This is a genomic window from Bradyrhizobium lablabi (genome assembly GCF_900141755.1).
In the GTDB taxonomy this organism is placed as follows: Bacteria; Pseudomonadota; Alphaproteobacteria; order Rhizobiales; family Xanthobacteraceae; genus Bradyrhizobium; species Bradyrhizobium lablabi_A.
Genome location: NZ_LT670844.1, coordinates 1,359,352 through 1,382,077, shown reverse-complemented (window position 1 = coordinate 1,382,077; position 22,726 = coordinate 1,359,352). Strand labels below are relative to the sequence as shown.

23 protein-coding genes are annotated in these 22,726 nt (G+C 62.6%); 13 read left to right on the top strand and 10 right to left on the bottom strand.

Features of this window, described 5'->3' with window-relative positions; translation table 11 throughout:
* Positions 1–68 precede the first annotated feature (68 nt).
* The 4 genes from B5526_RS06635 to B5526_RS06620 all read right to left on the bottom strand — a co-directional run bounded on the left by B5526_RS06635 (position 69) and on the right by B5526_RS06620 (position 3,992).
* The gene (locus tag B5526_RS06635; RefSeq protein ID WP_154071173.1) at positions 69–1,226 is read right to left on the bottom strand and encodes an SMP-30/gluconolactonase/LRE family protein; all 1,158 of its coding nucleotides are present in this window, start codon (positions 1,224–1,226) and stop codon (positions 69–71) included.
* A gap of 107 nt (positions 1,227–1,333) precedes the next feature.
* Entirely contained in the window at positions 1,334–2,248 is a 915-nt protein-coding gene (locus B5526_RS06630; RefSeq protein ID WP_079537495.1) for an SDR family oxidoreductase, read from the bottom strand.
* 189 nt (positions 2,249–2,437) lie between these two features.
* Positions 2,438–3,577 carry a thiolase C-terminal domain-containing protein gene (locus tag B5526_RS06625; protein ID WP_079537494.1) on the bottom strand — a complete coding sequence of 380 codons (1,140 nt, stop codon included), beginning with the start codon at positions 3,575–3,577 and terminating at the stop codon, positions 2,438–2,440.
* Between the two features lie 4 nt (positions 3,578–3,581).
* The gene (locus B5526_RS06620) at positions 3,582–3,992 is read right to left on the bottom strand and encodes a Zn-ribbon domain-containing OB-fold protein (RefSeq protein ID WP_079537493.1); all 411 of its coding nucleotides are present in this window, start codon (positions 3,990–3,992) and stop codon (positions 3,582–3,584) included.
* Between the two features lie 211 nt (positions 3,993–4,203).
* Here B5526_RS06620 and B5526_RS06615 point away from each other — a divergent pair, with 211 nt between their 5' ends.
* From B5526_RS06615 to B5526_RS06560, 12 genes are all read left to right on the top strand, one after another.
* Positions 4,204–5,451, top strand: a complete 1,248-nt coding sequence (locus B5526_RS06615) for an ABC transporter substrate-binding protein (protein ID WP_079537492.1) — start codon at positions 4,204–4,206, stop codon at positions 5,449–5,451.
* Positions 5,452–5,496: 45 nt separating this feature from the next.
* Entirely contained in the window at positions 5,497–6,423 is a 927-nt protein-coding gene (locus tag B5526_RS06610) for a branched-chain amino acid ABC transporter permease (RefSeq protein ID WP_079537491.1), read from the top strand.
* Entirely contained in the window at positions 6,416–7,336 is a 921-nt protein-coding gene (locus B5526_RS06605; RefSeq protein ID WP_079544743.1) for a branched-chain amino acid ABC transporter permease, read from the top strand. Before B5526_RS06610 ends, B5526_RS06605 begins: the two co-directional genes overlap by 8 nt.
* A complete protein-coding gene (locus tag B5526_RS06600) occupies positions 7,326–8,057 on the top strand; it encodes an ABC transporter ATP-binding protein (RefSeq protein ID WP_079537490.1) in 732 nt (243 codons plus the stop codon). Before B5526_RS06605 ends, B5526_RS06600 begins: the two co-directional genes overlap by 11 nt.
* Entirely contained in the window at positions 8,047–8,766 is a 720-nt protein-coding gene (locus B5526_RS06595; protein WP_079537489.1) for an ABC transporter ATP-binding protein, read from the top strand. The genes B5526_RS06600 and B5526_RS06595 overlap by 11 nt, the downstream gene beginning before the upstream one ends.
* Positions 8,766–10,106 (top strand): acyclic terpene utilization AtuA family protein, encoded by a 1,341-nt coding sequence (locus tag B5526_RS06590; RefSeq protein ID WP_079537488.1) that lies wholly within the window; start codon positions 8,766–8,768, stop codon positions 10,104–10,106. Before B5526_RS06595 ends, B5526_RS06590 begins: the two co-directional genes overlap by 1 nt.
* A 1-nt stretch (position 10,107) precedes the next feature.
* Complete coding sequence (locus B5526_RS06585) at positions 10,108–10,425, top strand: AtuA-related protein (protein ID WP_154071172.1); 318 nt, start codon at positions 10,108–10,110, stop codon at positions 10,423–10,425.
* 101 nt (positions 10,426–10,526) lie between these two features.
* Positions 10,527–11,879 carry an amidase gene (locus B5526_RS06580; protein ID WP_079544742.1) on the top strand — a complete coding sequence of 451 codons (1,353 nt, stop codon included), beginning with the start codon at positions 10,527–10,529 and terminating at the stop codon, positions 11,877–11,879.
* Positions 11,872–12,558, top strand: a complete 687-nt coding sequence (locus B5526_RS06575) for a DUF2848 domain-containing protein (protein ID WP_079537486.1) — start codon at positions 11,872–11,874, stop codon at positions 12,556–12,558. Before B5526_RS06580 ends, B5526_RS06575 begins: the two co-directional genes overlap by 8 nt.
* A 246-nt stretch (positions 12,559–12,804) precedes the next feature.
* Positions 12,805–13,551 (top strand): 2OG-Fe(II) oxygenase, encoded by a 747-nt coding sequence (locus B5526_RS06570; protein ID WP_079537485.1) that lies wholly within the window; start codon positions 12,805–12,807, stop codon positions 13,549–13,551.
* Positions 13,552–13,562: 11 nt separating this feature from the next.
* Positions 13,563–14,216 (top strand): DNA oxidative demethylase AlkB, encoded by a 654-nt coding sequence (gene alkB, locus B5526_RS06565; RefSeq protein ID WP_079544741.1) that lies wholly within the window; start codon positions 13,563–13,565, stop codon positions 14,214–14,216.
* A gap of 55 nt (positions 14,217–14,271) precedes the next feature.
* Positions 14,272–15,534, top strand: coding sequence for an MFS transporter (locus B5526_RS06560; RefSeq protein WP_079544740.1), 1,263 nt, complete (start codon positions 14,272–14,274; stop codon positions 15,532–15,534).
* On the opposite strand, the gene B5526_RS06555 is transcribed toward B5526_RS06560, so the two are convergent.
* From B5526_RS06555 to hpaH, 6 genes are all read right to left on the bottom strand, one after another.
* Positions 15,512–17,140 (bottom strand): thiamine pyrophosphate-dependent enzyme, encoded by a 1,629-nt coding sequence (locus B5526_RS06555; protein ID WP_079537484.1) that lies wholly within the window; start codon positions 17,138–17,140, stop codon positions 15,512–15,514. The two genes, B5526_RS06560 and B5526_RS06555, sit on opposite strands and share 23 nt — an antisense overlap.
* Positions 17,141–17,168: 28 nt before the next feature.
* The gene (locus B5526_RS06550) at positions 17,169–18,041 is read right to left on the bottom strand and encodes a fumarylacetoacetate hydrolase family protein (RefSeq protein WP_079537483.1); all 873 of its coding nucleotides are present in this window, start codon (positions 18,039–18,041) and stop codon (positions 17,169–17,171) included.
* Positions 18,042–18,056: 15 nt separating this feature from the next.
* Positions 18,057–19,040 (bottom strand): 3,4-dihydroxyphenylacetate 2,3-dioxygenase, encoded by a 984-nt coding sequence (gene hpaD, locus B5526_RS06545; protein ID WP_079537482.1) that lies wholly within the window; start codon positions 19,038–19,040, stop codon positions 18,057–18,059.
* Between the two features lie 103 nt (positions 19,041–19,143).
* Positions 19,144–20,688, bottom strand: a complete 1,545-nt coding sequence (gene hpaE, locus B5526_RS06540; RefSeq protein ID WP_079537481.1) for a 5-carboxymethyl-2-hydroxymuconate semialdehyde dehydrogenase — start codon at positions 20,686–20,688, stop codon at positions 19,144–19,146.
* Positions 20,681–21,079, bottom strand: a complete 399-nt coding sequence (locus tag B5526_RS06535) for a 5-carboxymethyl-2-hydroxymuconate Delta-isomerase (RefSeq protein WP_079537480.1) — start codon at positions 21,077–21,079, stop codon at positions 20,681–20,683. The genes hpaE and B5526_RS06535 overlap by 8 nt, the downstream gene beginning before the upstream one ends.
* 30 nt (positions 21,080–21,109) lie before the next feature.
* Positions 21,110–21,916, bottom strand: a complete 807-nt coding sequence (gene hpaH, locus B5526_RS06530) for a 2-oxo-hept-4-ene-1,7-dioate hydratase (protein ID WP_079537479.1) — start codon at positions 21,914–21,916, stop codon at positions 21,110–21,112.
* Between the two features lie 126 nt (positions 21,917–22,042).
* Here hpaH and hpaR point away from each other — a divergent pair, with 126 nt between their 5' ends.
* Positions 22,043–22,585 (top strand): homoprotocatechuate degradation operon regulator HpaR, encoded by a 543-nt coding sequence (gene hpaR, locus B5526_RS06525; RefSeq protein WP_079537478.1) that lies wholly within the window; start codon positions 22,043–22,045, stop codon positions 22,583–22,585.
* Positions 22,586–22,726 lie beyond the last annotated feature (141 nt).

The following is a 22,726-nucleotide window of genomic DNA, read 5'->3' as shown; positions in this document are numbered from 1 at the left end:
CCACTCGCCACTTCCTATTCGCCTGTTTCAGCAGTTATGCGCGCTCTGCACTGATGCCTCGGAGCTGGTCATGGCTTCAGAGCGCCCTGCACACTCGTGTAGACTGCATAGAGCGAAGTCGAGCCGCAGATGTAAAGTCTGTTTCGTTGCTGACCGCCGAAGCACAGATTGGCGACCGTTTCCGGTATGTGGATCTTGCCGAGCAAATCGCCGTCAGGAGTGTAGCAGCGCACGCCGTCCTCGTTCGGATCGCCCCAACCCACGGAGCACCAAACACGCCCGGCGGTGTCACAGCGTATCCCGTCGGTAATGCTGGGCTTGGGCATGTCCGCAAAGACTTTGTTGTTCCCCACCTTTCCCACCTCAACATTCAGGTCGAACACGCGGATATGCGACGGGTTATCCGGCCCGTCCGTGAATCCGGTATCGATGACATAGAGCTTCTTCTCGTCAGGCGAGAGGGCAATGCCGTTGGGCTCCACGAAGTCATCGATGACAACCCTGATGTCACCGGATTTCGGGTCGACCCGGTAGACGTTGTGCTTTTCCTGCTCAGGCTCGGCTTTGACGCCCTCATAATAGCCGCCGATGCCGTAGATGGGATCGGTGAACCAGATCGAACCGTCGGAAGCGACAACCGCGTCGTTCGGCGAGTTCAGCTTCTTGCCATTGTACTTGTCGGCGATGATGGTGATCGAGCCGTCGAGTTCGGTCCGGGTGACCCGTCGGCCGCTATGTTCGCAAGTGATCAGGCGTCCTTCCCGATCAATGGTGTTGCCGTTCGAGTTCATCGACGGCTGGCGGAATACGCTCAGGTGACCGTCATCCTCCGAGAAGCGCATGATGCGGTTGTTGGGAATGTCGCTGAACAGCACGTAGCGGCCAGCCGGGAAGTAGACCGGGCCCTCGGCCCAGCGGAATCCGGTCGCGACGCGCTCAACCGCCATGGTGCCGGCGAAGGCCGGGAAACCGGTAGGTCCGAATGAAACCTTGGGCTTTTTGAGAGACTCCAAGTGAGAATCCGGATAGCGGCCCCCGGTTAGCGGTCCCAACGGCAGCGGTTCGGTTGACGGGGTTAGGGCGCCCGTTTGGCCCAATGGCGTGACGGCCGTTGCCGCGGAGGCCGCTTTCATGGTCGCGGCCGTTGCGGCCAGCGCCGCCGCGCCCTTGATCAGGTTGCGGCGGTTGAGGGGTTGGTTGTCGGGAAAGGTCAGTGGACTTGTCATGGTTTCCTCCCAGATTTTTTTGTTGGGAGGAAATTATTTGTCAGCAATCAGGCATAAAGCAGGCGTTTTTTGAAAAGCAACCTGAGATAGGCTGAAAATCGGCGACCTCAAATCGCGTCCCAGTTAAAGACATCCGCGGAGCGGTCGAGCTTGTAGAATGACGATTTCAGCGCCGGCATGCCGTGTTCGGCAATGGTCTGCGGCGTCCAGCCTTCGCCGCGATGGATCGAGCGCAAGGGGCGCGACTGGCTCATCAGGAAGATCTCGTTCATCCGCACCGCGAAAATTTGTCCGGTGACGTCCTTGGCGGCATCGCTGAGCAGGAATGCCACGATCGGCGCGATCTTTTCCGGCCCCATCTGCTGGATCTTTGCGACGCGGGCCTTCTCCGCCTCGGTTTCTGTCGGAATGGTGCCGATCAGGCGGCTCCAGGCGAACGGCGAGACGCAGTTCGACCGCACATTGAAACGGTTCATATCGAGCGCGATCGATTTCGATAGACCGACGATGCCTAGTTTCGCTGCAGCGTAATTGGCCTGGCCGAAATTGCCGACGAGGCCGGAGGTCGAGGTGAAGTGAACGAACGAGCCGCTCTCCTGCTCGCGGAACAGCCGTGCTGCGGCGTGCGAGACATAGAACGACCCCATCAGATGAACCTTGATGACGGATTCGAAGGCTTCCACACTCATTTTATGGAAGATCATGTCGCGCAGGATGCCGGCATTGTTGACGACGCCGTCGAGCTTGCCGAAGTGATCAGTCGCCGCCTTGACGATCCGGCTCGCCGGAATCGCTTCCGCCACGGTTTCGAAATTCGCCACCGCCGTGCCGCCGCGCTTCTTGATCTCCTCAACGACTTCCTCGGCCGGCGAGGCGCTTGACCCCGAACCGTCGGCGGCAACCCCGGGATCGTTGACCACGACCTTCGCGCCTTCCGCGGCACACAATAGCGCGATCTCACGGCCGATGCCGCGGCCTGCGCCGGTGACGATGATGGATTTGCCGTCCAGTGATTTTGTCATTTGGGTTCTCCCGGGTGTTCGTTTTCTTACCTCGCCCCGCCTGCGGGGAGAGGTCGGATCGCTCAGCGATCCGGGTGAGGGGGACTCTCCGCGAGTCTGAATGCGTGGAGAGAGCCCCTCACCCCAACCCTCTCCCCGCGAAGGGCGGGGCGAGGGAGTGGAAAGAGCTTTTTCTCTCTCACGTGATGCTCATTTCTCGTTCGTAAAAATAATCGTCCCCGACGCCGCGAACATGCCGCCGACCCCGTGGCAGACCGAGATCTTCGCATCCTTGACCTGTGCGGGGGCGATGCCGCGCATTTGCCGGACGCTCTCCTGCAGCGCGTACATGCCGTACATGCCGGAATGCATGTAGCTCAAGCCGCCGCCATTGGTGTTGAGCGGCAGCTTGCCGCCGGGCCGCGTGTTGCCGTCGGCGATGAATTTGCCGGCCTCTTCATGCGGCATGAAGCCGAGATCGCCGAGACCATAGAGCGGCAGATGCGCGAACGCGTCGTAGATCATCAGATGATCGACGTCGTTATGCGTGATGCCGGCTTCCTTGAACGCCAGCGGCCCCGCCACCTTGAACGCGCGCGAACTATCAAACGTCTGCATCTGGCTGACCATCGGCGTTTCCACGCTCTCGCCGGTGCCGAGGATGTAGACTGGCTTCTTTGGAAAGTCTTTTGCGCGGTCGGCCGAGGTCAGGATCAGCGCGCCGCCGCCGTCGGTGACAAGACAACATTGCAGGATGCGGAACGGATAGGCGATCATCCGCGAATTCAGCACGTCTTCGACCGTGATCGGCGCCTTCATGGTGGCGCGTGGATTCTTCGCGGCCCATTCGCGCTGCACCACCGCGACCATGGCGATCTGCTCATGGGTGATGCCGTGGGTTTTCATGTAGCGCAGCACGGGAATCGGAAACATGCTGGCCGGGGTCGAGACGCCGTAAGGCAATTCGAACTGGCCGTTAAGACTGTCGGGACCGACCATGCGCGGCGTGCGGCCGATATTCGACTTGCCGCTTTCGGCATGGGTGATCAGCACGGTCTTGCAGAGACCGGCCTCGATCGCAGCCGCGGCGTGGCGGACATGAAGCATGAACGAGCAGCCGCCGACGGACGTGCCGTCGACCCAGGTCGGCGTGATGCCGAGATAATGCGCGATCTGCTGCGGCGTCTCGACCGCGGTGGCAAAGCCGTCGATGTCGGACAGTTTTAGGCCGGCGTCCGCAATGGCGTTGAGCGCGGCATCCGCGTGCAACTGGATCTGCGAGACATTGGGAATAACGCCGAGTTCGGTGGTCTCAGCGGCGCCAACGACGGCAACTTGATTCCTGCGCATGATGTCAGCCCTTCGCCGGACGGAACAAGGGAAGGGTGATATTGTCGTCGAGCTTTTCGAACGCGACTTCGAGCTTCATGTCGAGTTCGAGCGCCTCCGGCGTCTGCGGGCAATCGACGATGTTGCTCATCATCCGCGGGCCTTCGTCCAACTCCACCACCGCGATGGCATAAGGCGGCGTAAAACCCGGCACCGGGCGGTGATGGATCACGTAGCTGTAAAGCTTGCCCTTGCCAGAGGCCTTGAAAACGCTGACCTTGCGCGAGGCACAGGAGGGACAAAACGGGCGCGGCGGGAAGTAGACGTTGGCACAGGCGTCGCAGCGCTGCAGGCGCAATTCGCCGGCCTTTGTGCCATCCCAGAAATGCTGGGTCTCCGGCGTCGGTTTCGGTCGCGCGCGCGCTGGCTCTGCCATGTCTTTGTTGCCTCCCGAACTCCGGGCCGCGTGGCCCGGCTGTATCGATCTTGATGCGACATTTGACTATCGCCCGTCAACGGTCCAGCAACGCTTCTTGCATGCCGCGTATTCCGGCATACGAACTATTGCTAAGGCTGGAACGCTTGTATGACCGCAAGGCGCCGGGCTAGATTGCCCGCGACAAAGTGAAGAAAATCGGGAGGAATTCATGTTCAAGATCACGGGCGCGCTGCTGGCGGCGGGTTTTGCGCTTGCCGCACCGGCATTTGCCGCGGACGCGCCGGCGGAGATCAAGATCGGCACGCTCTATGCGTCGTCCGGGCGCTATGCCTCGATCTCGATGCCGGTCCACAGCGCGCTGAAACTCTGGGCCGACCAGAAAAACGCCGAGGGCGGCGTCTATGTGAAGGCGTTCGACAAGAAGATTCCCGTAAAGCTTGTCGCCTATGACGACCAGAGCAACACCGCGACTGCCTCGACGCTCTACAACCAGCTCATCACCCAGGACAAGGTCGATCTGTTGGTTGCGGATTCCGGCTCGGTGCTGACCGCGCCGGCGGTTGCGATCGCCCGCGACCACAAGTTCTTCCTGTTCGACCAGACCGGGACCGGGGCGAGCTTCTTCTCCAAGGACAATCCTTATATCGCGCTGATGGCGGACCCGGTATCGACCATCTGGCCGAAACCGGTCGCGGATTTTATCACCCATGACGGGCCGGGACTGGGCATCAAGAAAATCGCCATTCTTTACTCGACCAACGAATTCACGGGCACGCAGGCCAACGCGTTCCGCAAGTTCGTCAAGGACTCCGGCGCGCCCATCGAGATCGTCTACGACCAGGGCATTCCGACCGAAACCACGAACTACACCGTCATCATCAACAACATCAACAATACCAATCCGGACGCCGTTATCCATTTCGGCTACGCGCCCAACGACATCGCGTTCCTGCGCAACGTTCAGGACGTCGGCATCAAGTTCAAGATGCTGTTCGCGATCTATGCCGGCCTTGAAACCGAGCTACTTGAGAAGAATGTCGGCGAGAAGGGGCTCGAACACGTGTGGACCTACGTGCCGCCTTCCGAATTGGACTATCCCGTCAATTTCGGTATGACCATGAAGGATTACAAAGCCGCCTGGGACAAGAAATATCCCGACGGCAAGATCGAGTTTGGCTTCAATGCTGTCGCCGGATATACCACCGGGCTCGTGATCGAGAAGACGCTGTCGGTTGCTGCCTCGCTTGACCAGATGGAGCTGCGGCGCGCGGTGTTCAGCCTGTCCGGCCAGCTCAAGACGCTCGACGGCACCTTCGCGCTCGACGAAATGGGCGGCCAGATCGGCGAGTTGACGCCGCTCGGGCAGCTCGTGCTCGACGAGCACGAGCACATAAAATTCATCTCGATCTATCCGCACGAAACCGCCACCGGCAAGCCGGTCTATCCGGCTCCATGAGGCTTGTGCAGTTGACGAAAGGGAAGCCGGGGGCACGGCGCTGACATGTTGACTTACGCGCTCGTCGCCGGCGTCCTGTTCGGTTTGTATTTCAGCCTGGTCGGGATCGGTCTCAGTCTCGTGTTCGGCGTCATGCGCATCGTCAACCTTGCGCATGGCGATATCCTGATGCTCGGCGCCTTCGTCGCCTTCGGCGTGGTGACCTTGGCCGGCATTGATCCCTTGTTCGCGGTGCCGCTCGCCTTCGTGATCTTCGTCGTCGCAGGCCTGCTGCTCTATTGGGTGCTGGTGCCGCGGCTGCAGGGTTCTGTGAACCCGGAAATGCTGTCGATCATCCTGTTCTTCGGCCTGTCGCAGGTGATCGAGGCGATCACCACGATCTTCGCGGGCACCAGCGAGCGTTCGATCCAGAGCCGTGCGCTCGGCACCGTCTTTACGACCATCAGACTAAAACTGTTCGGCGGCAAGCCCGGCGCAGCGGGGCCGGTCCAGATATTGGGGCAGGGGTTCCCGATGCCCTGGGTGATCGCGGCGGTCACCAGCCTGATCGCGATCGCGCTGGTATATGTCTATCTCTATCGCACCCGGCTCGGCACCTTGACCCGCGCGGTGATGTCGCGCCGCGACGAGGCGCTCGCGACGGGCATCGATGTCGATCGCGTCTCGGCCGCCGCTTTCGGCGTCGGGCTGGGCCTAGCGGCAGTCGCCGGCGTGTTCGCGCCCTTCATGTTCGGATCGGTGACGCCGGCCTTCGGCGCCGATGCCACCGTGACCTCCTTTGCCATCGTGGTGCTGGGATCGCTCGGCAATCCCTTAGGCACCGCGCTGGGCGGCGTGGTCTACGGCATCTGCTACATGGTGGTGCAAACTTATCTCAGCTCGTGGGCCGATCTTTTGCCCTATGTGCTGTTGATCTTCATCCTGCTGCTCCGTCCGAGCGGTCTGCTTGGAAGGCGGGTGCGCGTTGCCTAGCGCTTTGAGACACACGCTGTTCATCGCCGTGCCGCTGCTCGTACTCTTCGCGGTGCTGCCCGGCGTCTATCAAAACCATCTGCTGCTGTTCAATTTTGTCATCTTCCTCATTCTCGCCCAGGGCGTGAACATCATCTACGGTTTTACCGGCTATCTGCCGTTCGGCTATGTCGGCTTCTTCGGCGCCGGCGCCTATGGTTTTGCGATCCTTGTCATGCACTATCAGGCGCCCGCGGTGGTGGCGGTGCTCGTTGCTGGATTGGTCGGTGTCGCGCTCGGGCTGTTGCTGACGCCGCTGCTGCGTCTGTCCGGCGCCTATTTTGCGATTGCCAATCTTGCGGCCTCGCTGGCGGTGCTGCACTTCGTCGCCAATCCGGCGCTCGAAAACATCACGCGCGGGCCCTATGGCGTCTCGCTCACCGGCACCTTCAATCCGACGCAGGCTTATACGGCCGCACTCGTCGTGCTGGCGCTGACGCTTTTAACCGTCGTGTTCCTGAAGAACTCGCGCTTCGGTCTGGCGCTGCAGGCGGTGCGGGAGGATGCGGTGTCAGCCTCGATGGCTGGCGTCAATGTGGTCAGGATGCGTGTGATCGCGTGGCTGGCGTCCGCGCTGGTGGCCGGGCTCGCCGGCGGCGTCTATGCTTGGTACGTCTCGGTGTTCTATCCCGACAACGTCTTTTCCGGCGATTTCAGTATTTTCGCCATCGTGTTTGCGCTGTTCGGCGGCGTCGCCACGATCACCGGTCCGATCGTCGGCGTCATCATCCTCTATGGCATCTACAATCTGATCGGCTTCACCACGCCGCAATATTTTCAATTGATCTACGGGCTGCTGATCATGGGGCTGGTGCTGTTTCTCCCCGCCGGCCTCGTTTCGCTCGCAACGCGGAGGGGTTGGAATGTCCCGTGAAACCGCGCCCATTCTCAAGGTGACGAACCTGGTAAAACGCTTCGGCGGTTTTCATGCGCTCGACGGTTTAAGCTTCCATGTCGCATCCGGCGAAATTTTGGGACTCGTCGGCCCCAACGGCTCCGGCAAGACCACCGCGATCAACGTGATCTCCGGCCTCTATGCGCCCGATGGCGGCGAGGTGGTGCTGGACGGGACGTCGATCGGCGGGGTTGCGTCACACAAACTGGTCCATCGCGGCATCAACCGCACTTTTCAAATCCCAAAACCATTTCTGTCGCTGACGGTGCGCCAGAATATCGAGGTCGCGCTGGCCTATGGGCGCGCTGCGGTGGCGCCGCCGACCATGGCCGCGCTGCTCGACGAATATCGATTGACCGATGTCGCCGACCGTCCGGCGGCCGATCTGAACAACGCGCAGCAGAAAATGCTCGATCTGGTGCGCGCGCTCGCTACCCGCCCGCGGCTGTTGCTGCTCGATGAACTCGCCGCCGGCCTCAATCCGGCGGAGCTCGACTGGATCGCCGAACGCATCAAGGCCTTAGCGCAATCCGGGATAGCGATCATCGTCGTCGAGCATCTGATGGGATTCATTGAACACATCACCGACCGCGTCATTGTCATGAATGCCGGCAAGGAGATTTTTGAGGGCAAGCTCGCGGTCGCGGTGCAAGTGCCGCAAGTGATCGAAGTGTTTTTGGGAGGCGAACATGCCGCCTGACGCCGCGCCGCTGCTGCATGCCAAAGGCGTCGACGCCGGTTACGGCACCATGCAGGTATTGTGGGGCGTCGATCTCGACGTGCGCTCAGGCGAAACCGTGCTGCTGCTGGGGGCCAACGGCGCCGGCAAGACGACGTTTCTCAAATCGCTGGTCGGCCTGATCGAGGCGCGGCAAGGCAGCATCACACTCGGCGGCGAAGACGTGACGCGGATGCGTTCCAGCGACCGGATGCGGCTCGGCATGACCTACATGTCCGAACTCGCGGTCTTTCCCGACCTGTCGATCGAGGAGAACATCCGCGTCGGCGCGCAGGCGCTCGGCCATGCCAACCCCGGCGCCCGCGCCGCGGAGCTCTATGGCCTGTTCCCGGTGCTGCGCGAAAAACGCCGCGCGCCGGCGTCCAGCCTCTCCGGCGGCCAGCGCAAGATGCTCGGCATCGCAAAAGCGCTTGCTGCCGAGCCACGGCTTCTGGTGATGGATGAGCCGTCGGCCGGGCTGTCGCCGCTGTTCGTCAAGGAGGTCATCCGAATCCTGAGCGATTTGCGCGGGCGGGGGCTTGCGCTTTTGATCGCGGAGCAGAATATCGGGTTCCTCGAAGTCGCGACGCGGGTCTTTGTACTGGAAGGCGGGCGCATCCGCTTTTCCGGGACGGTTGCGGAAATGACCGACAACGAAGCGCTGCGGCGCGCCTATTTCGGACTGAAGTGATGCGGACGATCAGGATCGGATCAGGCGCCGGCTATTCGGGCGATCGCATCGAGCCTGCGGTCGAGCTCGCCGAAAGGGGCGACATCCAGTATCTGGTGTTCGAATGCTTGGGCGAGCGCACCGTCGCACTGGCGCAGCAGGCGCGGATGAAAAACCCCGACAGCGGCTACGATCCGCTGCTGGAAGAGCGGATGCGCGCGGTACTGCCGGCCTGCGCCGCCAAGGGAATCAAGATCGTCACCAATATGGGCGCGGCCAATCCGGTCGCCGCGGCGCGCAAGACCGCCGAGATCGCGAAGTCGATGGGACTTTCGTCGCCGAAGATCGCGGCCATCGTCGGCGACGACGTGCTCGACGCCTGCAAAGAGCGCGATCTGCCGATCATGGAATTCGACGGCACGATAAAGCAGCTTGGCAACCGGCTGTTGTCGGCCAATGCGTATCTCGGCGCCGAACCGATGGCGGAAGCGTTTTTGGCCGGCGCCGATATAGTGATCACCGGACGGGCGTCAGATCCCGCGCTGTTCCTGGCGCCGATGATTCACGCTTTCGGCTGGGCGATGGATGATTGGAATCTTTTGGGGAAGGGCACCGTCGCGGGGCATTTGCTCGAATGCGCGGGCCAAATCACCGGCGGCTATTTTGCCGATCCCGGCTTCAAGGACATTCCCGACATGGCCCGGCTCGGCTTTCCGATCGGCGAAGTCGGTGAGGACGGCAGTCTTGTCATCACCAAAGTCGAAGGGTCCGGCGGCGCGGTGACGGCGCAGACCTGCAAGGAGCAACTGCTCTACGAGGTGCACGATCCCAGACAGTATTTACAGCCCGATGTGGTCGCGGATTTTTCGCAAGTTGCGGTCGCGGAGATTGCGCGAAATCGCGTGCGCGTCAGCGGCGGGCGCGGGACAAAACGCACGGAGACGCTGAAGGTTTCGGTCGGCTATGTCGACAGTTTTATCGGCGAGGGGCAGATGTCCTATGCCGGCCCCGGCGCGCTCGCGCGCGCAAAATTGGCGCTGGAAATCGTTCGTGAACGGCTGAAGCTGACAGGCGTTGCGGCGAGCGAGTTGCGCTTCGACCTGATCGGCGTCGATTCCCTGCACGGCGCGCAAATCTCCGCCCACGCCAACGAGCCGTATGAGGTGCGCATCCGCGTCACCGGCCGTACCGAAAACCTGCGCGAGGCGGTACGGATCGGCAACGAGGTCGAGACGCTCTATACCAACGGCCCCGCGGCCGGCGGCGGCGCGTTCAAATCGGCCCGCGATGTCGTCGCAGTGGCGTCGGTGCTGCTGCCGCGCGAACTGGCAAAGCCATCGATCCAGTTTGTGGGGGGCTGACGTGACAAAACTGCGCGAGATCGCCCATTCCCGCACCGGCGACAAGGGCAACACCTCCAACATCTCGGTGATCGCCTATGAGGCAAAACATTATCCGCTGCTGCTCGCGCAAGTCACGAGCGCAAGGGTCAAAGCGCATTTTGCCGGTGTTGTCGAAGGCGAGGTTGTCCGCTATGAGCTACCGAACATATCAGCGCTGAATTTCGTGATGACCCAAACGCTGGGCGGTGGAGTGACGCGGTCGCTGGCGCTCGATGCCCACGGCAAATCGCTGAGCTCCGCGCTGCTCGATCTGGAGATTGAGGGTGAGCCCAGATAGTCGTCATGCCCGGGCTTGTCCCGGGCATCCACGTCTTAGTAGCGTGAGGATGGAGAAAGACGTGGATGGCCGGGACAAGCCCGGCCATGACGGAGAGAATGATGACGAAGAACGTTCCAACACTCGCCTCACTCGCCGATGATCTCGAGAGCGGCCGCACCAGCGCCCGCAAGCTGGTCGACGAATGCCTGGCCCGGATCGCAGACCCATCCGGCGAGGGCGCGCGCGCCTTCATTCATGTCGATGCGGAAGCCGCCATCGAGGCGGCGGAGGCGATGGACCGGCTCCGCGAGGTGAAGGCGGCGCCGTCGCGCTATGCCGGCATTCCCGTCTCGATCAAGGATCTGTTCGACATCAAGGGGCAGGTGACCCGCGCCGGCTCACGCGCGCTGGAGGATTCAGCTCCGGCGGAAGCCGACGCGCCCGTCGTGGCGCGGCTGCGCCGTGCCGGTTTTGTGGTGATCGGCCGCACCAACATGACCGAGTTCGCCTATTCCGGGATCGGCATCAATCCGCATTACGGCACGCCGAAGGGCGCCTGGCAGCGCGGCGTCGGCCATGTGCCCGGCGGATCGTCCTCGGGCGCGGCGGTGTCGGTCGTCGACCTCATGGCGCATGGCGCGCTCGGCACCGACACCGGCGGTTCGTGCCGGATTCCGGCGGCCTATAACGGCATTGTCGGCTTCAAGCCGACGCAGCGGCGGGTGCCGCTCGAGGGTGGCGTGCCGCTATCATTCACGCTCGACAGCTTTGGGCCGCTGGCGCGCACGGTAGGCTGCTGCGCGGTGCTCGATGCCGTGCTGGCCGATGAACCCATCGTTCGCCTGCAGCCGCGTCCGATCAAAGGCATGCGTCTGGCGGTGCCGACCACGGTCGCGCTCGACGAACTCGAGGATCAAGTGGCGCGGACGTTTGAGCGCGCGCTGGAGACGCTGTCGCGCCGGGGTGCGCTGATCGAGCGCATCGAGGTGCCGGAATTCCTCGATGTCGGCGTCATGAACACCAAGGGTGGTTTTGCGGCCGCCGAAAGCTATGCATGGCATCGCTACCTGATCGTCAGCCATGGCGACGTCTACGATCCCCGTGTCTACCTGCGCATCCAGCGCGGGGAAAGCATTAGCGCCGCCGACTATATCGATTTGCAGGCCACGCGGCGTTCGATGATCGCGCGTACCACCGCTCGGCTTGCGCCCTATGACGCGCTGGTGATGCCGACCACCGCCAATACGCCGCCACGGATCGCGGACCTTGCCGACGACAAGGCGTTTACCAAGGCGAACTTGCTTTCGCTGCGCAATTGCACCTTGATCAACATGATCGACGGCTGCGCAATTTCGCTCCCCTGCCATCGCGAGGGCGATGTCCCGGTCGGACTGATGCTCGCGACATCTGGCGGTTCGGATCGGCGCATCTTCGAACTTGCGGCCGCAATGGAGGGCGTCATCCGTGTTTGATCTGACATTCACCATCGACGGCCAGGACACGACGGTGCCGCTGACGCTGCCGATCGATCATGCCGTGATCGCCGGCTGGACTGGCCGCGATCCGGTGGCGCGCGACAAGCACATCGCCGAACTGGAGGCGATCGGGATTGCCCGGCCGGCGTCGACGCCGATCTATTACCGGGTTTCGGCGCGGCGGCTGACCACAGAAGACAGCATCGAAGTCTGCGGCAGCGAGTCGAGCGGCGAAGTCGAATTCGTGCTGATCGGCTGGCAGGGCCGCATCTTTGTCGGCGTCGGCTCCGACCATACCGACCGCAAGGTGGAAACCTACAGCGTCACCGTGTCAAAACAGATGTGCGACAAGCCGATCGCGTCGGTATTGTGGGAATACGAGGACGTCGCCCCCCACTGGGACCAGATGATCCTACGTTCGCATGCCTGGATCGACGGCGCGCGCGTGCTCTACCAGGAAGGCACGCTCGACGCCATGCTGCCGGTCGAGGAACTGATTCATCGCGGTTTTGGCGGCAAGGGATTTCCAGACGGCTACGCCATGTTCGGCGGCACCTTTGCAGCCATTGGCGGCATCCGCCCGGCGAGCCGATTTGAATTCGAACTCGAGGACCCCGTGCTGAAACGCAGCCTCCGCCACGCCTATGATGTGATCGTGCTGCCGGTGTTGGGCTAAGTGCTAGCTGTGGCTGCGACGGCAGTCCGCTCCCTCGCCCCGCTCTTCGCGGGGAGAGGGTTGGGGTGAGGGGCCTCTCTCCGGTGAATGCGGTGTAGCGATTAGCAGTGTGCCTTGCCCCTCACCCGGATCGTAAGAACGATCCGACCTCTCCCCGTACAAAAGAACGGGGAGAGGTTGAGTCTGCCCGTGCTCTGCCCGGAAATCGGGTGGCGCAACCCGGCGCGATTTGCAAAAATCACGGCCATGAGATCAACCGCAAAAAACATCATCCATCCATCCGCACCCGACATCGCCGCGCGCGTCGAAGCGATCGACTGGGCGCAAGCAACGAGCGAGCTCGACGCGCAGGGCTGCGCGGTCCTGAAGAGCTTGCTTTCGCGCGACGAGTGCCACGCACTCGCTGCCCTCTATCCCGACGACAGCCATTTCCGCAGCCGCATCGTGATGGGACGCCACGGGTTTGGGCGCGGCGAGTACAAATATTTTTCCTATCCGCTGCCCGATCTGATCGCGCAACTGCGGCCGGCGCTGTATGCGCGGCTTCGTGATGTCGCCAATCGCTGGAACGAGGCCATGGGCATCGATATCCGCTATCCGCAAAACCACGACGCCTTCCTGAAGCGCTGCCATGCCGCCGGCCAGACCCGGCCGACGCCGCTGTTGCTGCAATACGAGGCCGGCGACTACAACTGCCTGCACCAGGACCTCTATGGCGAACACGTGTTCCCGCTGCAGGTCGCGATTCTCTTGTCGGAACCGGGCCGCGATTTTGCCGGCGGCGAATTTGTACTGACCGAGCAGCGGCCGCGCATGCAGTCGCGGCCCGAGGTGGTTCCGCTCGGCCAGGGCGATGCGGTCGCCTTTGCCGTGCATCACCGTCCTGTGCAGGGGACACGCGGGGTCTATCGCGTTAATCTGCGTCATGGCGTGAGCCGGATCCGCTCCGGCCACCGCCATACCGTCGGCGTGATTTTTCATGATGCGAAGTGAGCGCGGGCCCGTTGACTGCGGATTTGTTTGAAAGCACCGCCGACACAAAACCCTCGCAGGAAGCGATAGCCGAGGGCGCCGTGCTGCTGCGCGGGTTTGCGCGGCCGTTCGAAGCCGAGTTGATCGCCGACTTGCACGCAATCGTCGCGCAGGCGCCGTTTCGTCACATGGTGACGCCGGGCGGCCACCAGATGTCGGTGGCGATGACAAATTGCGGCAGCGCCGGCTGGGTCACCGATCGCTCCGGTTATCGCTACGACAGTAACGATCCGGAAAGCGCAAAACCATGGCCGGCGATGCCATCCTCGTTTTTCCGGCTCGCCGCGCAGGCGGCGGCACAGGCGGGCTTCAACGATTTTGCGCCGGACGCCTGCCTGATCAACCGCTACCAACCCGGCGCAAAAATGTCGCTGCATCAGGACAAGGACGAACTCGATTTCGGCGCGCCGATCGTTTCGGTGTCGCTGGGGCTGCCCGCGATCTTTTTGTGGGGCGGATTGAAGCGCAGCGACAAGCCACGGCGGTTTCCCCTAAAGCATGGCGACATCGTGGCGTGGGGCGGGCCGGCGCGGCTGGTCTTTCACGGCGTCGCGCCGTTGGCGGACGGCGAGCACGCCTTGCTCGGACGGCAGCGCATCAATCTCACGTTTCGGAAAGCGCGGTAGTCGCGGCTTCCCATCAAAGCGTCGTCTGGTTATGCTCGCGGCGCCGAGGGCCGACATGAGCGATACGCCAGCCGAAACCACCGACGCCGGCGTCAATCGAACCGGCGTCTATCTCGGCATCCTGCAGCTCGTGTTCACGCTGGGCTGGACCACTTACGTCATCTACCTGCCAAAACTTGCCGCCGAGGTGGGGATCGCGCCGGCGGCTGTCATTCTCATCCTGATGATGGATCAGGCGATCTTCACCATCACCGACACCGCGATGGGGATCGCCGCCGACAAGATTTCTGCGGTCGTCGGCCGGCTCGGCGTGTTCGTCGGCGCGTTGACGGCGCTTTCCTGCGCGGCCTTTCTCGCGCTGCCGTTCGTGGCCGGCACCGGGCCGCGCGCGCAATTATGGTTCATCGTCTTGATCGTGATCTGGGCCATCACGTCGTCCGCGTTGCGCGCCCCGCCGCTGACCTTGCTTGCCAAGCATCGCGCCAAACCACACATCCCATTTTTGTCGGCGCTGGCAATGCTCGGCTACGGCCTGGCCGGCGCGGTGTCGCCCTATCTCGGCGTGGTCCTGGTCAAACATGACGCGCGGCTGCCCTTTGTGATCTCGAGCGCGGTGCTGTTGGTTACGGCGTTGGCGTTGTCCAAGGTCGAGCATGATCTTGCCGACGAGGCTTCGTCCGCGAACAAGGCGGCCGCGGCTGCAAAGCCGCTCGGCAAGGTGCCGATGATCTTCATTGTTTCGATGGTCGTTCTGGCGCTCGGCTATCAACTGCATTTCAGCATCAACAGCGCGCCATTCTATTTGCGTTTCGCAAAGCCGGACGACCTGCAATGGCTGATGCCGGTGTTCTGGATCGGTTTCAATATCGCGATGTTTCCGGCCAGCGTCGTGACAAGACATCGCGGCGGGTTGATCGTGATGGGCGCCGCCGGCCTGCTCGGCGCGCTGGCCGTGCTCGGGGCGGAGTTCGCCGGAAACCTCAATACGCTGATCATTGCCCAATTCGTCGCGGGCGCGGCCTGGGGTTGCATGCTGATGAGTGCGATCTCGGCGGCGCTCGCAATCGGCGACTCTGGCGCCGAAGGCAAGGTGGTGGGCCTGGTATTTTCAGCGCTGGCGCTTGGGACGTTCGCGCGGATGGCGGCGGTGGCGGGGGGCTTGCAAAAGCTTCCCGAATACACGCCGCTGTTGCACTGGGCGCCAGTGGCATGCTGGTCGGTCGCCGGCGCTGGTCTGCTGGTGATCGCAGCGTCGCGGGTGCAGCAGAGCGCGGCGCGCCACCATTTCGAGGCGCCTACGGTTTCGCCGGATGGATGAACGCCCACGGGCTGACTTCCGAATCCTTGGGAATTTCGATTGATATCAAATAGGGCCCGCCATCCGCCAGCGCCTTTTCCAGCGCCGGGCGGAAGTTTTCCGGCGAGGTCACGCGCGCAGCGCCGACCCCGAAGGATTCCGCGAGTTTCACAAAATCCGGATTGACCAAATCGGACGCCACCACGCGGCCATCAAAACGCTCGCGCTGGTCGCGCCGCACATTGCCGTAGGCGTTGTTGTTGAACACCAGCGTGACCACGCCGATGTTGAACTGCACGGCGGTGGCAAGCTCCTGCACGCCGAACATGAAGCCACCGTCGCCCGTGATCGCCACCACCGGCCGATCCGGATTTGCCACTTTGGCGCCGAGCGCAGTGGGAAAGCCCGAACCGAGCGTGCCCTGATAGCCCGAGGTGATAAACGTGCGCGGCTCAAAGATCGGAAAGCCGTACCATGACGCAAATCCGACCTGCGACAGCTCGTCGGTGACGATCGCGTTATCCGGCAACACTTCGCGCAGAATGTTCAGGTACGCCATCTGCGGCTGAATTTTCTGAATCTCTTGCAGCGCCGCCGCCGAAGCCTCGCGGATCGCGGCGCGGCGGCCGCGCGTTTTGGTGTAGCCGGCCCTTCTGACCGCGGCGAGCAATTCGCTGGTGCCGGCCCGCGCATCGGCGACCACGGCGGCGTCAGGCGTCAGCCGGCGCATTTCCGCCGGATCAATATCGATACGAATGGATTTCAGGCCGCTTGGCTGAAACGGCCATCGGAACGACGAGGCGGGCAATTCCATGCGCGTGCCGATCCCGATCATCAGGTCGGTCTGCGGCCACAGTCTGTATGCCGCCGCCATCGTCAGTCCCAGTTCATGCGCGTTACTGACGATGCCGCGCCCGCTGCGGAACGCCACCACCGGCGCGTCGATCATCTCCGCAAGTTCGAGGATTTCCTCGCGGGCGTGAATGGCGCCGCTGCCGACAAAGATCATCGGCGTCTTGCTGCCGGCGATCAGCGCCGCGGCGGCCTTGATGCGCTCGCGATCGGGTTGCGGCGCCGGCAACGGCTCGAACGGCTTTGCCGGGCCGATGTCGGCGCGCTGCGTGAACACGTCCCACGGCATTTCGAGTGCCACCGGCCCGCGCCGGCCCGACAGCATTTCCTGGAATGCGCGGGAAACCAGCCCCGGCGCGATGTCGGGATATTCGATGCGCTCGGCCCATTTGACGAAGGTGCGCAGCGTCGCGAGCTGGTCCGGCATCTCGTGCAGATGGCCGCGGCCTTTACCGAGGAAGGCCGTCGGCACCTGTCCGGTCAGGCACAGCACCGGCTCGTTCGAGCCGAATGCGGTGAGTAGCGCAGCGCCCGCGTTGAGCACGCCGGGGCCGGGCACCACACTGAACACGCCGGGTCTTCCGCTCGATCGCGCATAGCCATAGGCCATGTAGCCGCAGGCCTGCTCGTGGCGGGCGCCGATCACTCTCAGCTGCGCCTGCTGAAACGCGTCGAACAGGCCGTAGATCTGCGCACCGGGTAGCCCAAACACGGTATCGACGCCATGCGCGACAAGGCCGCTGACGATCGCTTCGCCGCCGGTAGCTGAACTCATTGCATCTTCCAATCGCTCGCGAATAGATTCACAAAACTTCGTCGATCACGCCGTTGCGCAGCACGCCGATATTTTCCGCCTCGACCTCGACGACATCGCCGGGTTTTAGATAACGGGGCGGATCGAACCGTGCGCCGGCGCCGGTCGGCGTTCCCGTGACGATGACGTCGCCGGGCACCAGCGTCGTGAAGGTCGAGATATAGTGGATCAGGTACCGAAAGCCGAAGATCAATCGCCCGGTGCGGTCGTCCTGCCGCGCCTCACCATTGACCCGCGTCGTCAGCCGGATGTCGGCAATTTGTGACTCGCTGGTATAGGGCACAATCCATGGGCCGAGACTGCCGGCCGAGTCAAAATTCTTGCCCTGCGTCACATTGAATTTCGCATGCCGGACCCAGTCGCGGATGGTGCCTTCGTTGCACAGCGTGACGGCAGCGATGTGATCCAGCGCTGTGCTCTCCGGGATATGCCGGCCGGCCTTGCCGATGACGAGAACCAGTTCGCCCTCGTAATCGAGCTGCGACGACGCGCGCGGGCGCACCAGCGGCGTCAAGTGGCCGACGAACGAACGTGGCGTGCGCATGAACATGCTCGGAAATTTCGGCGCGTCCTGGCCGTCTTTATACTCGGCATTGCGATCGGGATAATTGACGCCGATGCAGATGATTTTTTCCGGCGCGGGGACTGGCGGCAGCCAGGTGATCGTGTCGAGCGCGTGGTCCGGGGATCGCCGCGCGGCATCCTCGGCTAATCTCATCAGCGCGCCGGCGGCAATCGCCTCACGCAGCGTCGGAAAGTCTTTGGCAAAGCGCGCGGAGAGATCGACGATGCCGCCATCGACCACGGCGCCGTACTTTGTCATTCTGTCAACGGAGTAGGTGGCAAGGCGGGGAGGGGTCATCTGGTGTCCGATACTTTAGTCAGCAATCGTCACGTCGGCGACAAACAGCGGCTCGCGGACGGCCTGACCCGTAAACGGCGAGCCCTGCTCGAACCAAGAGCGCGGCGCGGGCGCGCCCCATAGCGTCTGCCGCCGCGGGTCCTTCAACGACCAGCGCAGCGGCTCGTGATCATGGTCCATGGTAAAATAATCGCTGGTGTAGAGCTCCATCCGATGGCCGTCGGGATCGCGGATGTAAAGGAAGAATGCATTGGAGATGCCGTGGCGGCCGGGACCGCGCTCGATGTTCTTCAGGAAGCCGCTGGACGCCATGACGTCGCAGAGATGAAGGATGTTCATGGCGGTCGGCACCCAATAAGCAAAATGGTGCAGGCGTGGGCCTTTGCCGTTGGTGATGGCAAAATCGTGCACGTTGCCCTTGCGATGCATCCAGGCGGCTGCGATGCGTCCGTTCGGCCCGTCTTCCTCGGCATATTCGGTCAGCCGGAAACCGAGCCGCGCGTAGAAATCGACGGTGTCCTGAACCTCGGCCGCGAACACGTTAAAATGGTCGAGCCGTTGCGGATGGCAGCCCTTGTAGAGATCGTAGCGTCGCAACAGATGCGGGCGCTTCTCCATCGAAGCATAGAGCTCGACCTGAAAGCCGAAGGGGTCGGCGAACTGCAGCGTGCGGCCCTGGAACGGCTGCTCGGCGAATGCGTAGGAGATTCCGTTTTCCGACAGGAAGGAAGCCGCCTTGTCGAGATCGTTTTCGTTCCCGACCTTGAAGCCGAGGCGATTGCAGGCGGCGCTCTCAGCCTTGCGCAGCACCAGCGAATGATGCTGATGCTCCTCGCTGCCGCGGAGATAGACCGCTTTGTCGTCGCGATCCTCGACATGGAGGCCGACCGTGTTTTCGTAAAACTCGCGGCTGGCATTGAGGTCAACCACGTCGAGCACCGCGTGGCTGCAGCGGATGATGTTGAACGGTGGGTCGAAGATGTGTTGCGGAACGGGCATGCTGTTTCCCTGTCTGTCCTCGTGGTGAGGAGGCGCTCTTGCGCCGTCTCGAACCATGAGGCCCGTGGCCCATCCTTCGAGACGCGCGCGAAGGGCGCGCTCCTCAGGATGAGGGTGTTCCCAGTCTCTGAATCTTGTGGGTGCCCCGCGCCAGCGAGACGTGCTTGGTTTCCATGTAGAAGTCGAACGAATAATCGCCACCGTCGCGGCCGATGCCGGACGATTTCATGCCGCCGAAGGGCGTCGGCAGATGCCGGACGTTTTCGGAATTCAGCCAGATCATGCCGGCCTCCAGCGCGTCTGCGACCCGCAACGCGCGGCCCATGTCCGCGGTCCAGACATAGCCGGTGAGGCCATACTGCACGGCGTTGGCGATCTCGATCGCGTCGCTCTCGTCGCGGAACGGGATCACGGTGAGGAACGGGCCGAACACTTCCTCCTGCGCGATGCGCATTTTGGCGTGCGCGCCGGTGACCAGCGTCGGTTGCACATAATGCCCGCCGCCGGGGCCTTCATGCACCTTGCCGCCGACCGCGATGACCGCGCCATCCTTTCGCGCCACGTCGAAATAGCTGCAGACTTTTGCCAGATGCCGCTCATGAATGAGCGGCCCGATTTCGGTCGCGGGATCGAGCGGATGTCCGACCTTTAGCGCTTTCACCCGCGCGGTGAGCTTTTCGACGAATTTTTCCGCGATGTCTTGCTGGACCAACAGCCGGCTCGATGAGGTGCAGCGCTCGCCATTGAGGGAGTAGATCATGAACACGACAGCATCGAGCGCGCGGTCCAAATCCGCATCGTCGAACACGATCACCGGGTTCTTGCCGCCAAGCTCAAAATGCACGCGTTTTAGGGTCGGCGCGCCCTGCGCCATGATGGCTGAGCCAGTCGAACTTTCGCCGACGAAACCAATCGCCTTGATCGCGGGATGCTCGGTCAACGCCTTACCGGCCTCTTCGCCGATGCCGTGCACGGTGTTGAGCACGCCGTCGGGCACGCCGGCCTGCTTTACCAGTTTTGCCAGCAGGTCAGCCGTCACCGGCGACCATTCCGCCGGCTTGTGCACGACCGTGCAGCCGGCGGCGAGCGCGGGGGCGATCTTCCAGGTCGAGAGCATGAACGGCGTATTCCAGGGCGTGATCACGCCGACCGGGCCGATCGGCACCCTTGTGGAGACATTCCAGTGTTCCTCGCTCGGCATATTAAAACCGTCGCGCGCCTCGGCGCATTTGTCGGCGAAGAAGCGAAAGTTTTCCGCAGCCCGGATCGCGGCCTTCGCCATGAAGCGGTGAGCCTGTCCGGTGTCGATGCATTCCAGCACGGCGATATCGTCGGCGCGGTCCTCGATCGCGTCGGCGACCCGATGCAGCAGTTTCTTCCGCATCGTCGCCGGCATGTCGCGCCAGGCTTTGAAGGCGAGGGCGGCAGCGGTCGCGGCGCGGTCGATATCCTCCGCGTTGCCGCGCGCGACCGTCGCCAGTACCGCGTCGTCGACAGGGGATTTTGTTTCAAATGTTTCGCCCGAGATCGACGCCACCACCTTGCCGTCGATCATGTGCCCGATGCCGTCGGCCCGGAGTTGCTTGAGCAGCGGCGCGGCGCGATCGCGATTGGCCTGAAACAGATCCTTCGGCGTGACTTTATCCATGCGCCGCCTCCGCTTTCAAAGCTTCGTGGATGTTGTTGCGCTTCCAGCTGGTTTCCTTGTCGTTGATCTGCATGTCGAACGACAGCGCAAACTTGCTTGCCGCAAACACCGGATCGAGGTGGTCCGACAGCGCCTCGAAAATATGCTCGCCGGCTTTCTTGCGGGTGGCGAGATCGCGGCCTTCGCCGAGCCGCAGCACCATGTCGAGAAAGCCGTGCTGCGCCCTGCCGTCGGCGATCGCATAATGTTCACAACGAATGGCGCGGACACGAATGCCGCCGAGCGGGAAGATTCCGGTTTCCACCGCGGCCTTGCGGACGATCTCGACGACTTTTGCCATGTCGACGCGGTCATCGAGATTGGCTGAATATTCGATGGTGAAATGCGGCATGTCAGATCACTCCCTTGTGCGGCGTCGACATCAGGCGAAATAACAACTGACCGACCCGTACGGGCCATAATCGGCCTGGATCGTGTCGCCTTTGCGGGTCTCGATCGGGCGGATGAACGATCCGGCCAGCACCACCTGACCCTTCTCCAGCGCAAGCCCCTGGGCTGCGACCTTGTTGGCGAGCCAGGCGACGCTGGTCGCGGGATGGTTGAGCACGCCGGCGGCGAGACCCGTCTCTTCCAATTGCCCGTTGCGATAGCACAAGGCGCCGATCCAGCGCAGGTCGGCATCGAGCGGACGCAGCGGGCGGCCGCCGAGCACGATACCAGCGTTCGCCGCGTTGTCGGCAATCGTATCGAAGATTTTTCGCGTCGATTTTGTCTGGGGATCGACCCGCTGGATACGGGTGTCGAGGATTTCCAGCGCCGGCACCACGAAATCCGTCGCGTTGAGCACGTCGAACATCGTGCAGTGCGGTCCCTTAAGCCGCTCTTTCATGATGAACGCCAGTTCCGCTTCCACGCGCGTGCCGATAAAGCGGTCCGATGGCACGAGGCCGCCATCGGCGAAGAACATATCGTCGAGCAGGATGCCGGAATCCGGCTCGTCGATCCCGAGAGCGCTCTGCATCGCCTTCGAGGTCAGCCCGATCTTGTGGCCTTTGACGGCACGGCCCTCGGCGACCTTGATCCCGATCCAGGCCTTCTGGATCGCGTAGGAATCTTCAATGGTGATGGCGGGAAATTCGAGCGACAGCTGCCGGATCTGCTGCTTCGTCTTTTCCGCCTGATGCAGCCGCCTTGCGGCGAGACGGATATCGTCTTGGGTCAGGGCCATGCTGGGTCAGCCGATTGCGGGCAAAAAAGGGAGTTCGCGGAAATCTAATTAACATGTTAAATGTATCGGATCAAATCGAATTGGACTTGCTGCAGTGCAAACCCCTGACAATGCGGACAATTGATTATGGCGCGGAAGAGGTCGCCCAAGCGTCCCGGCGCCCCGGTGGCTAAGGGAACAAAAACCCGGCGCGTGCCGATGCGCGAATTCTCCCGCTCGCTGCCGATGTCGCTGCTGCGCGCTCGCGAGGCGGTGATGCGGCATTTCCGTGCCTCGCTGCGCGACCACGGCTTGACCGAACAGCAATGGCGGATTTTGCGGGCGCTTGCGTCCGTCGACACCATTGAAGTCACCGAACTCGCGCGCGTCGCCTTCCTGTTGGGCCCAAGCCTGTCCCGAATCCTGCGCGACCTCGAGGCGCGTCATTTGATCGAACGGCGCGCGGTAAAGGCCGATCTGCGCCGCGGCGTGCTGTCAATCTCCGCCAAGGGCCTAAAACTGATCAAGGCGGTCGCGCCGTCGTCGGAGGCGATCTACGCCGATATCACCCGCCGCTACGGCGCGCGCAAACTCGCCGAGTTGCAGGACATGCTGCACGCGCTTGAGCGCAGCCTGTCCGGGATGAAGGTCTTTGGCGAGGCAAGTGCCGAAACCGCCGAATCCGAGTGAGCGCAAATTTGCATGCTGATGCGGAGAAGGGCGCATAGCTCCCCCGCTGCATACTGTTTGAGCATCGAAAAAGCCCACAGTGAAACGATGGAATAGGCGCGGTGCACAGGCGTTAATCTTCTGTGGAGCCGTACTTTGCGA

What these genes read in the sequence shown, in the direction of transcription:
- B5526_RS06635 (WP_154071173.1), bottom strand. Translation starts at nt 1,226, where the DNA reads ATGACAAGTCCACTGACCTTTCCCGACAACCAACCCCTCAACCGCCGC.
- B5526_RS06630 (WP_079537495.1), bottom strand. Translation starts at nt 2,248, where the DNA reads ATGACAAAATCACTGGACGGCAAATCCATCATCGTCACCGGCGCAGGC.
- B5526_RS06625 (WP_079537494.1), bottom strand. Translation starts at nt 3,577, where the DNA reads ATGCGCAGGAATCAAGTTGCCGTCGTTGGCGCCGCTGAGACCACCGAA.
- B5526_RS06620 (WP_079537493.1), bottom strand. Translation starts at nt 3,992, where the DNA reads ATGGCAGAGCCAGCGCGCGCGCGACCGAAACCGACGCCGGAGACCCAG.
- B5526_RS06615 (WP_079537492.1), top strand. Translation starts at nt 4,204, where the DNA reads ATGTTCAAGATCACGGGCGCGCTGCTGGCGGCGGGTTTTGCGCTTGCC.
- B5526_RS06610 (WP_079537491.1), top strand. Translation starts at nt 5,497, where the DNA reads ATGTTGACTTACGCGCTCGTCGCCGGCGTCCTGTTCGGTTTGTATTTC.
- B5526_RS06600 (WP_079537490.1), top strand. Translation starts at nt 7,326, where the DNA reads ATGTCCCGTGAAACCGCGCCCATTCTCAAGGTGACGAACCTGGTAAAA.
- B5526_RS06595 (WP_079537489.1), top strand. Translation starts at nt 8,047, where the DNA reads ATGCCGCCTGACGCCGCGCCGCTGCTGCATGCCAAAGGCGTCGACGCC.
- B5526_RS06590 (WP_079537488.1), top strand. Translation starts at nt 8,766, where the DNA reads ATGCGGACGATCAGGATCGGATCAGGCGCCGGCTATTCGGGCGATCGC.
- B5526_RS06580 (WP_079544742.1), top strand. Translation starts at nt 10,527, where the DNA reads ATGACGAAGAACGTTCCAACACTCGCCTCACTCGCCGATGATCTCGAG.
- B5526_RS06570 (WP_079537485.1), top strand. Translation starts at nt 12,805, where the DNA reads ATGAGATCAACCGCAAAAAACATCATCCATCCATCCGCACCCGACATC.
- B5526_RS06560 (WP_079544740.1), top strand. Translation starts at nt 14,272, where the DNA reads ATGAGCGATACGCCAGCCGAAACCACCGACGCCGGCGTCAATCGAACC.
- B5526_RS06555 (WP_079537484.1), bottom strand. Translation starts at nt 17,140, where the DNA reads ATGAGTTCAGCTACCGGCGGCGAAGCGATCGTCAGCGGCCTTGTCGCG.
- B5526_RS06550 (WP_079537483.1), bottom strand. Translation starts at nt 18,041, where the DNA reads ATGACCCCTCCCCGCCTTGCCACCTACTCCGTTGACAGAATGACAAAG.
- hpaD (WP_079537482.1), bottom strand. Translation starts at nt 19,040, where the DNA reads ATGCCCGTTCCGCAACACATCTTCGACCCACCGTTCAACATCATCCGC.
- hpaE (WP_079537481.1), bottom strand. Translation starts at nt 20,688, where the DNA reads ATGGATAAAGTCACGCCGAAGGATCTGTTTCAGGCCAATCGCGATCGC.
- B5526_RS06535 (WP_079537480.1), bottom strand. Translation starts at nt 21,079, where the DNA reads ATGCCGCATTTCACCATCGAATATTCAGCCAATCTCGATGACCGCGTC.
- hpaH (WP_079537479.1), bottom strand. Translation starts at nt 21,916, where the DNA reads ATGGCCCTGACCCAAGACGATATCCGTCTCGCCGCAAGGCGGCTGCAT.
- hpaR (WP_079537478.1), top strand. Translation starts at nt 22,043, where the DNA reads ATGGCGCGGAAGAGGTCGCCCAAGCGTCCCGGCGCCCCGGTGGCTAAG.